Here is a 12,565-nt window from a genome sequence, read left to right as displayed (position 1 = left end):
TCGTCTACGCCGAGAACTGAGCGGACAGGGCCCGGATGTCGGCCGGGCCGACTCGGCAGCAGCCGCCGATGTAGGTCGCGCCGGCGTCGAGCCACCCGGACGCGAGACTCGCGCTGTTCGCAGCAGCTCCGGTCCAGCGGCGTCCGCCGGCGTCCCACGACTCACCGCTGTTGGGGTACGCGACCGCCGGCTTCCCGGTGACCGCGACGGCTGTTTCAACCGCAGCCTGTACGTCGTCCGGCGCGCAGCAGTTGATGCCGACAGCAACCACCTGGTCGGCGGCGACCACTCCGAAAGCATCCTCCAGCGGCTGACCGGCCCGGGTGTGGGAGCCCGAGATGGAATAGGAGAACCAGGCGGGGAAGTCCAGTTCCGCCAGCAACTCGACCAGGACCGCGGCTTCGTCGGCGTCCGGGATGGTCTCGACCGCGAGGAGATCCGGCTCGGCGCCGATCAGCAGCTCCAGCCGGGGGCCGTGGAAATCGCGGAGGGCTTTCGCGCTGACGCCGTACCGGCCGCGATACTCCGAGCCGTCCGCGAGCACAGCGCCGTACGGTCCAACCGATGCTGCCACCAAGCGCAACCGTCCGTCGGTCAGCGAGTCGCGGACCTCGCGTGCGATCCGGACGCTGCTGGTGATCAGGCGTTCGGCCTCGTCCCGTCCCACTCCATAGCGCTCGAAGCCGGCCACACTCGCCTGGTAGCTGGCCGTCGTGGCGACCATCGCGCCCGCTTCGTAGTACGCGCGATGAACCGCGGCGATCTCCGCCGGTGCGTCGCGCAGCAGTCGCGCCGACCACAACGCGTCGGAGAGATCGTGTCCCCGATCCTCCAGCGCGTTGGACATGCCTCCGTCGAGGATGATCGGCCGGTCAGATGCCATGGATCAGCTCGAGGACCTCTCCTGCGCAGCCCCAGGACAGCGTCACGCCGGAGCCGCCGTGGCCGTAGCAGTGGATGACCGGTTCGCCGGTGGTGGTGCGGACGAGTTCGCAGCGGATCGTCGGCCGGGCGGGGCGGAGGCCGACGCGGTGGCGGAGGATCTTGGCCTTGCGGAGTTGGGGGACGAGTTCGGCGGCGCGGGTGATGATCTGGTCCGCGGTCGTCTCGTCGACGGCGAGGTTCCAGTTGCCGGGTTCGCTGGTGCCGCCGACGACGATGTCCTTCTCGCGGGGGATGACGTAGGTCAGGTCGTTCGGGCCGCGGTCGGCGACGAGCCAGTCGGTCAGCCCGCACTGCTCGACCGTCATCACCTGACCGCGGACCGGGGTGACGGTCGGGTCGGAGGCGGTCAGCCGCGCGCCGAGGCCGGTGCAGTTGACGACCACATCGGCCGTCGTGGGCAGCGCCGACAGCGCCGCGCGGGTCAGCGTGCCGCCGGCCTGCTCCAGGCGCTTGACCAGAGACTGCAGATAAACCGGCATCTCAACCACGGGCGAGGTGAACGACCAGCCGTCCTCGAACCCGGTCGGCGGCGACGCGACCCTGGTCAGATCAGGCAGTACGTCGGCCCAGCGCGGATCCGGCGTCCGGTGCACCAGGAACTCGCGCCCGTGCCGCATCCGCACCGACGGCTCGCTCTCGGCCAGCTTGGCGAACTCGTCGTACGACGTCCTGGACCAGGCCGCGACCCGGTCCTCGGGCGCGGACAGGTACGGGTACCAGATCGCGGCCGCCACCGCCGACGTCGTCTCCAACGGCAGGTCGCGGGCGAGGACGGCAACGTCGTACCCGCCCTCGGCCAGCCGGACGGCGCAGCTCAGCCCGATCACGCCCGCACCAACCACGATCACGCGCATTCACACATTGTGACGTGCGCGTCAATCCAGGTCGACTGCCAAGGAGTAGAAGCGGGTGATCTGGGTGGCGCCGTTGTTGTCGTCCGACAGCAGGTAGAGCTGGCGGCGGCCGCCGGGCAGGTGGCCGCCGAGGGCGAGGGCTTCCACGTTGTCCAGCAGCGGGTTCGGCTGCGGCTGCTTGGCGACGGCACCCGACGGCGGGCAGTTGACCAGGTCGAACAGCAGTTTCTTCTGCAGGAACACCTTCTCCGGCGCATCCGCCAGCGAGGCCCGCGCGGTCACGTCGGCGGCGCGACGAAGCGACACCGTGAACACGCGGATCGTGTTGCCAACACCGGGTACGAACGTGCGCTCCATCGACACCAGGTCGTCCCGATTCACCACGGCCAGCTCGACCAGGGACAGGCCCGGGTCGGTCTTGTAGGCGTACTGCGCGACCGGCCGGTAGTCGTGCCCCGGCAAACCGGCGTACCGGATGATGCGGTTCCGTGCCCGCCCGTCGGCGTCCGTGCCGTCCGGCGCGAGCGGTCCTTCCATCCCGGCGTACAGCGACAGCCCGTCCTTGCTGACCGCAAGCGACTCGAACGTGGCGTTGGTCGTCGCCTCACCGGCCGGCGCGACCTGGAAGCGCGCGGGCACCGGCAGCGAGCCGATCTGCAGCCCGTCCGACAACCGGAAGCGACGGATCGACGGCTCCCGCTCGGACGTCGCGAGGATCGTCCGCTCACCGCGCTCGACGACCAGTCCCTCGCCGTCGAAGTCGGCACCCGTGTACGGCGTACCGTCCGGCCGCCGCAGGATCGTCATCCCGTCCACACTGACCGTCGGCTTGCTGCTGATCTTGAGGTCGAAGACCCGCGCCGGTGTGGTCGCGACGTTGTCCACCAAGGCCACCGCGCTGTTCCGGCCGGTCACGTTCAGCGCGGACAGTCCGGCCACGGGCTGACCTTCGAACGTCGTCTTGTCCAGCGCGTCGCTGAACCCGAGGAAGCGGGCGTCCGGCGAGCAGTCACCACCTCCACTGCCAGGATGCCCGGCCGGCGTCGCCGAAGCGGTCAACGTGGTGGTGAGAGCGGTCAGGACAACAGCAGCGGCGAGCGGCTTCTGCCAGCGCATGACATTCCTCCGACGAGGTCTGGACGACTGCAACCGATCGAAACCTACCTCGGGCAACGCCAGGTGAACATCAGCGCACCAGACAGGGCCGCTTCGGGTCGAAGGTCCAGTCCTTGATCAGGTACTGCATCGCCACCGCGTCATCCCTGGCCCCGAGCCCATGCTCCTGGTACAGCTCGTGTGCGGCTGCCAGCGCGTCCCGATCAACGTCGATGCCGAGCCCCGGACGTGTCGGTACAGCGATCGCACCGTCGACGATCTGCAGTGGCTCCTTGGTCAGCGCCTGACCGTCCTGCCAGATCCAGTGCGTGTCCAGCGCGGTGATGTCGCCCGGCGCGGCCGCGCCCACATGGGTGAACATCGCCAGCGAGATGTCGAAGTGGTTGTTCGAGTGCGAACCCCAGGTCAGCCCGAAGTCGTTGCACAATTGCGCCACCCGCACCGACCCGGCCATCGTCCAGAAGTGCGGATCGGCCAACGGGATGTCCACCGCACCGGCCCGGACCGCATGCGCCAGTTCGCGCCAATCGGTCGCGATCATGTTGGTCGCCGTACGCAGTCCCGTCGCCCGCCGGAACTCCGCCATCGTCTCCCGACCCGAGAACCCCGGCTCGGCGCCGCAGGGGTCCTCGACATACGCCAGTACGTCGTCCAGACCCGAGCACAACGCGATCGCCTCGCGCACCGGCCAGGCGCCGTTCGGATCGACCGTGATCCGTGCCGACGGGAACCGCTTCGCCAGCGCGGTCACCGCCTCGATCTCCGCCGCGCCGGCGAACACGCCACCCTTGAGCTTGAAGTCGGCGAAGCCATACCGCTCCTGCGCCGCCTCGGCCAACGCCACGATCGCGTCCGGTGTGAGCGCCGGTTGCCGTCGCAACGCAGACCAGCGATCGCCGAACCCGTCACCGGTCAGATAGGGCAGGTCTGTACGCGCAGGATCACCCACAGAGAAGAGGTAGCCGAGCACCGGCACCTGCTCCCTCTGCTGCCCATCACCCAGCAGCTCCGCCACCGGTACGCCGAGATGCTGGCCGAACAGGTCGAGCAGTGCCGACTCGATCACGGTCACCGCGTGAACAGTCGTCCGCAGATCGAACGTCTGCAGACCACGGCCGCCGGCATCGCGATCGGCGAACGCCTGACCGATCGTCCGCAGCAGTTGCCGATAGCGCGAGATCTCCTTGCCCACCAGGAACTCCGCCGCCTCGGCGATCGTCGAGGCGATCTTCCCGCCACCCGGCACCTCGCCCAGCCCGGTGTTTCCGGAGCTGTCGGTCAGGATGACCACGTTGCGGGTGAAGAACGGCCCGTGCGCACCACTCAGATTGAGCAGCATGCTGTCGTGCCCGGCAACCGGGACAACCTCGATCGACGCGATCGTGGGTGTCACTTGATCTTGCCGATCAGGTCGGTGAGCTGGGCGAGTTCTTCGCCGGTCAGGTCCTGCAGCGGTGGGCGGACGGGGCCCGCGGAGCGGCCGATCGCGGTGACGCCGGCCTTGACGATCGAGACGGCGTACCCCTTCGTCCGGTCCCGGATGTCGAGGTAGGGGAGGACGAACTCGTTCAGCTTGCGGTAGACGGCAGCGCGGTCCTGGGCCAGGACGTCGGCGTAGAAACCGAGGGCGAACTCGGGCACGAAGTTGAAGATCGCCGACGAGTAGGTGCTGACGCCGAGTTGCAGCAGCGGCAGGGCGAAGGTCTCCGCGGTCGGCAGGCCGCCGATGTACGTGAGCCGGTCGCCGACCCGGGCGTAGGTGCGGGTCATCATCTCGATGTTCCCGACGCCGTCCTTGAGGCAGACCAGGTTCTCGTTGCGGTCCGCGAGCTCGGCGACGGAGAAGTCGGTCAGGATCGCGTTGGCCCGGCTGTAGATGGTGACGCCGAGCGACGTACTGCGGCAGACGGCGGACACGTGCTCGATCAAACCACGCTGGCCCGCCTCGGTCAGGTACGGCGGGAGCAGCAGCACACCGTCCGCACCGGCGGCCTCGGCCGCTTGTGCCTGGGCGATCGCGGTCGCGGTACCGCCGGTGGCCGGTGCGAGGACCGGGACCTTGCCGTTGACCTCCGAGACCGCTGCCCGGACGACGCTGTCGATCTCGGCCGGGGTGAGCGAGAAGCCCTCGCCGGTGCCGCCCGCGGCGAACAGCCCGGCCACGTCGTACTGGCTCAACCAGGCCAGGTGCTGGCGGTAGCCGGTCTCGTTGAAGCTCAGGTCGTCGTGGAAGTGCGTGACGGGGAAGGACAGGAGGCCGGTCTTGAGCTGGGCGGCGAGCTCGGTGGGGGAGTAGTGGGTCACGCCGTCAGGTTAAGAATCCGTTCAGATGCCTGTCCAAGATCATTTTTGGATCTATTGATGCTCTGAGAGCATCAATGACAATTTCACACAGAACCCGCCTTCGGCGGGGTGGTGGGGTCGAGCATCGTGAGCACGCGGTGCAGGACCGGGTTGGTGGAATCGCGGTTCCAGATCGCGTGGAGTTCGACGGGCTCACCCGGTACGCCGACCTCGCAGAACGTCACGCCCTCGACGCCGAGGCTGCGGGCCGAGGCGGGGACGAGCGCGACCCCACGTCCGGCGGCGACCAGCAGGATCACGGTCAGGATCTGCTGGACCCGCTGCTCGATCCGCGGATGGGCGTCGGCCAGGAACCGGACCGTCAGTTCATGGAAGTAGCGGGCCTGGGTCGGCGAATAGCTGATCACCTGCTCGTCGGCGAAATCGGCCGGGGTGAGCGGCCGGCCGAGGGCCCCGAGCCGATGGTTGCTCGGGACAACGGCACACAGCGGCTCGCGGAACACGATCCGGGAGTCGAGCACCTGGGTGTCGAAGGGCGGCCGGCCCAGCCCGAGGTCCAGTTCGCCGCGGATCAGACCGTCGATCTGGGCCGGCGTGACCCGCTCGTGCAGGATCACGTCGACGCCTGGAAGTTCCTCGGACATCCTGCGCAGCAAGGGACCAAGCGTGCGGATGGCTGACGTCGCGGTGAAGCCGAGGCGGAGCGTGCCGGCCGCGCCCTGATCGACCCGGCGGGCCAGGTCTCCCGCGGTCTCGACCAGCGCCAGCACCCGGCGGGCCTCGGTCAGGAAGGCGCGGCCGGCCTCGGTCAGCACCACCCGGCGGTTGTCCCGCTCGAGCAGCCGGACCCCGACCGCCCGCTCCAGCTTCTGGACCTGCCGGCTCAGCGGCGGCTGGGTCATGTTGAGCCGCTCGGCCGCGCGGCCGAAGTGCAGTTCCTCGGCGACGGCGACGAAGGCGCTCAGTTGGTCGAGCGAGAACATGATTCCCGAAAGGTATCACTCGATGCCTTATCGGCCTTGGACAGGCATTATCGCCCCTCCCTACGCTCACGCAATCGGCCCGGTGTGTCACCGCCCGTACTCACACGAGGAGGATCGATGAAATTCACACAGATGAGCCGCCGCATCCTGGTGACGGCGGCCGGCGGTGTGACGGCAACCGTCGTACTGACCGCCTGTGGCGGGGTGAAGACGACCTCCACCGGCGGAGAGGGCGACTTTCCGACCGGCAACATCCAGATGAGCGTCGGTGCGTCGCCCGGCGGCAGCACCGACCTGATCACCCGGGCCATCGCGGAGGGGCTCGGCAAGGAGTTGGGTGTCTCGGTGCCGGTGGTGAACAAGCCCGGTGCGAACGGCGCGCTGAACGCCAAGGAGCTGCAGTCGGCCAAGCCGGACGGCTACAAGATCGCGGTCCAGAACGCGTCGCTGTTCACCATCACCCCGCTCGCCGTGTCCGCGAACGAGGCGGTGAAGCTCGACGACTTCGACCTGATCGGCGGCATCTCCCAGGACGACTACGTCCTGATCGCGCCGCTCAGCTCGGGCTACAAATCCATCACCGACCTGAAGAAGACCGGCAAGAACATCAAGTACGGCACCACCGGTGTCGGCACCGGCGCGCAGTTGGCGTCCGCGCTGACCTTCCAGCAGGCCGGCATCCCGGCCACCGACGTGCCGTTCGACGGCGGTGCGCCGGCGCTGACCGCGCTGCTCGGCAGTCAGGTCGACGTGGCAACGATCCAGGTCGGCGACAGCATCGAGCAGATCAAGGCCAGGAAGGTCGTCCCGCTGGCGGTGTTCTCGCCGGAGCGGATCAAGTTCCTGCCCGAGGTCCCGACCGCGAAGGAGCAGGGGTACGACGTGGTCGTGTCGCAGTACCGGTTCCTGACCGCGCCGAAGGGTACGCCGGACGACGTCAAGACGAAGCTGGCCGAGGCGGCGAAGAAGATCTACGCGACCGACGCGTACAAGAAGTTCAACGACGGCCACTGTCTGACGCCGATCGAGGGCTCGCCGGACGAGGTGCGCAAGATCCTCGACGAGTACGCGACGAAGTACAAGGCGCAGCTCGACCAGTACGGCATCTCGCTCGCGGGCAAGAAGTAGATGTCCGAAGTCTTCGACGAGGAGGCGTTGCGGGTGGAACTCGCCGAGGACCGCCCGCCGCACGCCGGGCCGTGGTCCCAGCTGGGTGCGGCGGTCGTCACGGGGGTGATCGGGCTGGCCGGGGTGGTCGGTGCGCTCCAGCTCGGTCTCGGCCGGCTCACCCAACCCGGGCCGGGCCTGTGGCCGTTCGTGGTCAGCGTCGTCATCACCGTGCTGTCGGTGGTGCTGGCGCTGACCGGGCGGCAGGGGACCGACACCGAGAGGTTCTCCCGGGCCAGTGTGCTGACGGCGATCGCCGTACTCACCTTGGTTCTGCTGGCGTTCGCGCTGCCGCTGATCGGGTTCGAGATCCCGTCGCTGCTGCTGACCTTCGTGTGGTTGCGTTTCCTGGGCAAGGAGTCGTGGCGGTCGTCGATCGCCATCAGTGTCGGCACGGTAGCGGCGTTCTACGTGCTGTTCGTACTGCTCCTGCAGATCCCGCTTCCCAGGCTGATTTAAGGGTCGTCATGGATTTCCTCAACCCGGTGGTCGACGGCTTCGGCGTCGTACTCGAGCCGGCGCACCTGCTCTACTGCCTCGTCGGTGTCGTCATCGGCATGCTGATCGGCGTGCTGCCCGGTCTCGGCCCGGCAGCCACCATCGCCATCCTGCTGCCGATCACGTACGGCGTCGAACCGGTCTCCGCGATCATCATGCTGGCCGGCATCTTCTACGGCGCACAGTACGGCGGCACGATCACGTCGGTCCTGCTCCGCCTTCCCGGTGAGGCCTCGTCGGTCGTCACGGTCTTCGACGGATTCGCGCTCGCCAAACAAGGCAAGGCCGGTACGGCGCTCGGCATCGCGGCGATCGGGTCGTTCATCGGTGGCACCGTGTCCATCGTCGGCCTCACCCTGCTGGCGCCCTTGGTGGCCGAGGTGGCGCTGGACTTCGGTCCGCCGGAGTACGCGGCGCTGTCGCTGTTCGGCGTACTGCTGGTGGCGACCGTTGGGAACGGCGGCCGGCTGAAGTCGGTGATCGCTGCCGGGCTGGGGTTGCTGCTGGCAACGGTCGGGCGGGACACCTTCACCGGGGCAAGCCGGTTCACCTTCGACAGCCTGAATCTTGCCGACGGCATCGATTTCGTGCCGATCGCGATGGGTCTGTTCGGGCTCGGTGAGATCCTCTACAACCTGGAGGAGCGGCATCACAAGGTGCAGGCGCCGGCCAAGGTCGCCAACGTCTGGCCGTCTCGCCAGGACCTGCGGCAGTCCCGGGGTGCGATCGGCCGTGGTTCGGTGATCGGGTTCGTCCTCGGCGTACTGCCGGGTGGTGGTGCCACGCTGTCGTCGCTGGTCGCCTACGCGGTGGAGAAGCGCCGGGCCAAGCAGCCGGAGCGGTTCGGCCGCGGTGCGATCGAGGGCGTCGCGGCGCCGGAGACCGCGAACAACGCGGCCGCGACCTCGTCGTTCATCCCGTTGCTGACGTTGGGTATCCCGGCCAACGCGACGATGGCCCTGATGTTCGGCGCGCTGCTGATCCAGGGCATCCCGCCGGGGCCGCAGCTGGTTTCCGAGCACCCGGATCTGTTCTGGGGTGTGGTCAACTCGATGTACATCGGCAACATCCTGTTGCTGATCATGAGCATCCCGATGGTCGGGCTGTTCGTCCGGATCCTGCGGGTGCGGCCGGCGATCCTGGCGCCGATCACGGTGCTGATCACGCTGCTGGGTGTGTACACGGTGGCCAACCAGGTGTTCGACATCTTCCTGGTGATCGTGTTCGGCGTGGTCGGCTATCTGATGAAGAAGTTCGGGTTCGAACCCGGGCCGCTGGTGCTGGCGTTCGTCCTCGGCAGTGTGATGGAGATCGCGGTCCGGCAGTCGTTGCTGATCTTCGGCGGCAACCCGGCCGGCTTCTTCACCCGGCCGATCTCGGGCACCGTGCTGATCGTGCTCATCCTGGTCCTCGCGCTCCCCGGGGTGCGGTACCTGACCCGCAAGTCCCGGCAGAAGGAGTACGTGTGAGCAAGGTTTCCAGGATCGAGATCACGCCGGTCGCGTTCGCTGACCCGCCGCTGCTCAATGTGTCCGGGGTGCACGAGCCGTTCGCGTTGCGGACGATCGTCCAGGTCCACACCGACAACGGGAGTGTAGGCCTGGGGGAGACGTACGCCGATGACGCTCATCTGGCCCGGCTGCGCGCGGTGGCCGATGTCCTGCCGGGGCTGGACGTCTTCGACATCAATGGGCTGCGGCGGCTGGTGGTCGACGTACTGGCGGTCGTCGAGGGTGGTGCGAAGGTCGGCGGGATGCTGAACCTGCAGGACCCGGCGGATGTCGTGTTGTCGCCGTTCGAGGTCGCGTTGCTGGACCTGCAGGGCAAGGAGCTCGGCCGCCCGGTGGTGGACCTGCTGGGTGGTGCGGTGCGGGAGTCGGTGCCGTTCAGTGCCTATCTGTTCTACAAGTGGGCAGCGCATCCGGGTGCGGAGGCGGACTCCTGGGGTGCGGCTCTTGATCCGGATGGAATCGTTGATCAAGCACGATCAATGGTTGATCAGTATGGATTCACCGCGATCAAGCTGAAGGGTGGGGTGTTCGAGCCGGCGCAGGAGGTCGAGGCGGTGCGGGCGCTCGCGGCGGCGTTCCCGGAGCACAAGCTCCGGATCGACCCGAACTGCGCGTGGACGGTCGAGACCTCGGTGCGGGTGGCTGCCGAGCTCGAAGGCGTCATCGAGTACCTCGAGGATCCGACGCCCGGAATCGACGGGATGGCGGCGGTCGCGGCCCGGACCGGCATCCCGCTGGCCACCAACATGTGCGTGATCGCGTTCGCGCATCTGAAGCCGTCGGTGCTGGCGGACGCTGTCCAGGTCGTGCTGTCGGATCACCACTACTGGGGTGGGTTGCGGCGGTCCCAGTTGCTGGCCGGGATCTGCGACACGTTCGGGATGGGGCTGTCGATGCACAGCAACTCGCATCTCGGGATCAGCCTGGCCGCGATGACGCATCTGGCCGCGGCTACGCCGAACCTCACCTACGCGTGCGACACGCACTACCCGTGGAAGACCGAGGACTTGATCAAGCCGGGCGTGCTGTCGTTCGTCGACGGCAGCGTGCGGGTGCCCGACGGTCCCGGGCTGGGCGTCGAGCTGGATCTCGACGAGCTCGGCCGGCTGCACGAGCAGTACCTGGCGTGCGGGATCCGCAAGCGCGACGACACGTCGTACATGCGGACCGTGCAGCCGGACTTCAGTCGGAATACCGCTCGCTGGTGAGGCGGTGCCGGGTGTTCGACAGGTGCACCCGCGCCGCCGCGCGCGCCGCTTCGGGATCGGAACGGGCGATCGCGTCGTAGATGTTCTCGTGCTCGAGGACGACCCGGGCGAGGTGGGTGGCGTCCGACATCTCGTACGCCGGGTCCAGCCGGGTGCGCGGCAGCATGATCATCATCGGGCCCAGTGAGCCGATCAGGTCGCTGTAGAAGCGGTTCCCGGACGCGGTCGCGACCTTGAGATGGAACGCGAAGTCCGCCTCGACCGACCTGCTCGGGTCGTCACCGATCCGCCGGAAATCCGCCAGCGCTCGCTCGATCGCCTTCAACTGATGGTCGGTACGGCGCCCCGCCGCCAACCCGGCCGCCTCGCTCTCCACCCCGATCCGGAAGTCGAGCAACTCCAGCACATCCCGATGCGACCGCACCTCCCGGAGACCCGAGGCCCGTTCCGGCACCTCCAGGACGAACGAACCACGTCCCTGGAAGGTCTCCACCAGCCCCGCGGCCTGCAGCCGCAGAACCGCCTCCCGCACCACCGTCCGGCTGACCCCGAACTCATCCACCAAGGAACTCTCAGCCGGCAACTTCTCCCCAGGTGAGATCTCCCCGCTGAGAATCCGCCCCTTCAACCGCTCCACCAGCTCATGCGCGAGCCCCCGCCCGGTCTCACGATCCAACCCGTCCGCCACCTCACCCTCCTGCGTGCGGAGGGTGAGCTTCGGCGCGTTCATCGGGTGCCGAACTCGCAGCTGTCGACCGTCCAGGCAGCGCACTGCTCGGAGGTGGTGAAGCCCAGCCCCGGGCGATCGGGCACGAGCATGCGGCCGTCCAGCGTCTCCAACCGCTCGTTGAACAGCGGGTTGAGCCATTCGAAGTGCTCGACCCACGGCTCGCGCGGGTAGGCGGCGGCCAGGTGGAGGTGGATCTCCATCGCGAAGTGCGGCGCGAGCTGGAGGCCGTTGTGGTCGGCGAGCGCGGCCAGGCGGAGGAACGGGGTGATGCCGCCGATCCGGGGAGCGTCGGGCTGGATGATGTCGGCGGCGCGGGCGTCGATCAGGCGGACGTGTTCGGTGACGCTGGACAGCATCTCGCCGGTGGCGATCGGGGTGTCCAGCGCGGCCGCGAGGTGTGCGTGACCTTCGGCGTCGTACGCGTCGAGCGGCTCCTCGATCCAGACCAGGTCGAACTGCTCCAGCACCCGCCCGATCCGCAGTGCCGTCGGCCGGTCCCACTGCTGGTTGGCGTCGACCATCAGCGGTACGTCGTCGCCCAGGTGCTCGCGGACGGCGCGGACCCGGTCCAGGTCGATTCGGGTGTCCGGCTGGCCGACCTTGATCTTGATCCCGCCGATCCCGTCGGCCAGCGACTTCGACGCACGTTCCTTGACCTCCTCGATCGGCGCGTGCAGGAACCCGCCTGAGGTGTTGTACGCGCGGACCGAGTCGCGATGGGCCCCGAGCAGTTTCGCCAGCGGCAACCGGGCCCGCTTCGCCTTCAGGTCCCACAACGCGATGTCGATCGCCGCGATCGCCTGCGTCGACACCCCGGACCGGCCGACCGACGCACCGGCCCACAGCAGCTTGTCGTACACCTTCCCGATATCCGACGGGTCCTCGCCGATCAGATTCGCCCCGACCTCCTTGGCATGCGCGTACTGCGCCGGTCCACCGGCCCGCTTGGAGTAGCTGAACCCGATGCCGTGCTGATCGTCAGCGGTCGCGATCTCGGCGAACAGGAACACGATCTCGGTCATCGGCTTCTGCCGGCCGGTCAGCACCTTGGCATCGCTGACCGGCCGCTCGAGCGGGAGAACGACGGACGAGAGACGGACGTGGCGGATCTGATCACTCGGCATCCAGTCATCATACAAGTTATCAACCTGTATGACGACTAGCTCCTAGTGCCGGCCAACGCCTGTTTGACGCCGCCGTAACGCGGTGGATCCGGCCCGGAAACACGCGCCGGAAAGGCTGGCGGTTC

The 12,565-nt window shown here is 68.1% G+C and carries 12 protein-coding genes; 4 read left to right on the top strand and 8 right to left on the bottom strand.

What is annotated here, in order from left to right; translation table 11 throughout:
* Positions 1-4: 4 nt before the first annotated feature.
* The 6 genes from mmuM to ACGFIF_RS23995 form a co-directional block, all read right to left on the bottom strand.
* A complete protein-coding gene (gene mmuM / locus ACGFIF_RS24020; RefSeq protein WP_393157395.1) occupies positions 5-883 on the bottom strand; it encodes a homocysteine S-methyltransferase in 879 nt (292 codons plus the stop codon).
* Complete coding sequence (locus ACGFIF_RS24015) at positions 873-1,799, bottom strand: FAD-dependent oxidoreductase (RefSeq protein WP_393157394.1); 927 nt, start codon at positions 1,797-1,799, stop codon at positions 873-875. The genes mmuM and ACGFIF_RS24015 overlap by 11 nt, the downstream gene beginning before the upstream one ends.
* A 21-nt stretch (positions 1,800-1,820) precedes the next feature.
* Positions 1,821-2,915 carry an esterase-like activity of phytase family protein gene (locus ACGFIF_RS24010; protein ID WP_393157393.1) on the bottom strand — a complete coding sequence of 365 codons (1,095 nt, stop codon included), beginning with the start codon at positions 2,913-2,915 and terminating at the stop codon, positions 1,821-1,823.
* Between the two features lie 70 nt (positions 2,916-2,985).
* Positions 2,986-4,308 carry an enolase C-terminal domain-like protein gene (locus tag ACGFIF_RS24005; protein WP_393157392.1) on the bottom strand — a complete coding sequence of 441 codons (1,323 nt, stop codon included), beginning with the start codon at positions 4,306-4,308 and terminating at the stop codon, positions 2,986-2,988.
* Complete coding sequence (gene kdgD, locus ACGFIF_RS24000; RefSeq protein ID WP_393157390.1) at positions 4,305-5,219, bottom strand: 5-dehydro-4-deoxyglucarate dehydratase; 915 nt, start codon at positions 5,217-5,219, stop codon at positions 4,305-4,307. Before kdgD ends, ACGFIF_RS24005 begins: the two co-directional genes overlap by 4 nt.
* 83 nt (positions 5,220-5,302) lie before the next feature.
* Positions 5,303-6,202, bottom strand: coding sequence for a LysR substrate-binding domain-containing protein (locus ACGFIF_RS23995; protein ID WP_393157389.1), 900 nt, complete (start codon positions 6,200-6,202; stop codon positions 5,303-5,305).
* A 117-nt stretch (positions 6,203-6,319) separates the two neighbouring features.
* Here ACGFIF_RS23995 and ACGFIF_RS23990 point away from each other — a divergent pair, with 117 nt between their 5' ends.
* From ACGFIF_RS23990 to ACGFIF_RS23975, 4 genes are read left to right on the top strand one after another with little or no spacing between them, the layout of a single operon-like run.
* The gene (locus tag ACGFIF_RS23990) at positions 6,320-7,330 is read left to right on the top strand and encodes a tripartite tricarboxylate transporter substrate binding protein (protein WP_393157388.1); all 1,011 of its coding nucleotides are present in this window, start codon (positions 6,320-6,322) and stop codon (positions 7,328-7,330) included.
* Positions 7,331-7,828 (top strand): tripartite tricarboxylate transporter TctB family protein, encoded by a 498-nt coding sequence (locus ACGFIF_RS23985; RefSeq protein WP_393157387.1) that lies wholly within the window; start codon positions 7,331-7,333, stop codon positions 7,826-7,828.
* An 8-nt stretch (positions 7,829-7,836) separates the two neighbouring features.
* On the top strand, positions 7,837-9,336 hold the full coding sequence (locus ACGFIF_RS23980) for a tripartite tricarboxylate transporter permease (protein ID WP_393157386.1): 1,500 nt from the start codon (positions 7,837-7,839) through the stop codon (positions 9,334-9,336).
* A complete protein-coding gene (locus ACGFIF_RS23975; RefSeq protein ID WP_393157384.1) occupies positions 9,333-10,586 on the top strand; it encodes a glucarate dehydratase family protein in 1,254 nt (417 codons plus the stop codon). The genes ACGFIF_RS23980 and ACGFIF_RS23975 overlap by 4 nt, the downstream gene beginning before the upstream one ends.
* Here ACGFIF_RS23975 and ACGFIF_RS23970 read toward each other — a convergent pair.
* On the bottom strand, positions 10,561-11,316 hold the full coding sequence (locus tag ACGFIF_RS23970) for a FadR/GntR family transcriptional regulator (protein WP_393157383.1): 756 nt from the start codon (positions 11,314-11,316) through the stop codon (positions 10,561-10,563). The two genes, ACGFIF_RS23975 and ACGFIF_RS23970, sit on opposite strands and share 26 nt — an antisense overlap.
* A complete protein-coding gene (locus ACGFIF_RS23965) occupies positions 11,313-12,440 on the bottom strand; it encodes a mandelate racemase/muconate lactonizing enzyme family protein (protein WP_393157381.1) in 1,128 nt (375 codons plus the stop codon). Before ACGFIF_RS23965 ends, ACGFIF_RS23970 begins: the two co-directional genes overlap by 4 nt.
* Between the last annotated feature and the right edge of the window lie 125 nt (positions 12,441-12,565).

This window comes from Kribbella sp. NPDC049174 (assembly GCF_043197365.1).
Classification (GTDB): domain Bacteria; phylum Actinomycetota; class Actinomycetes; order Propionibacteriales; family Kribbellaceae; genus Kribbella.
This window is presented reverse-complemented; position numbering and strand designations above follow the sequence as displayed.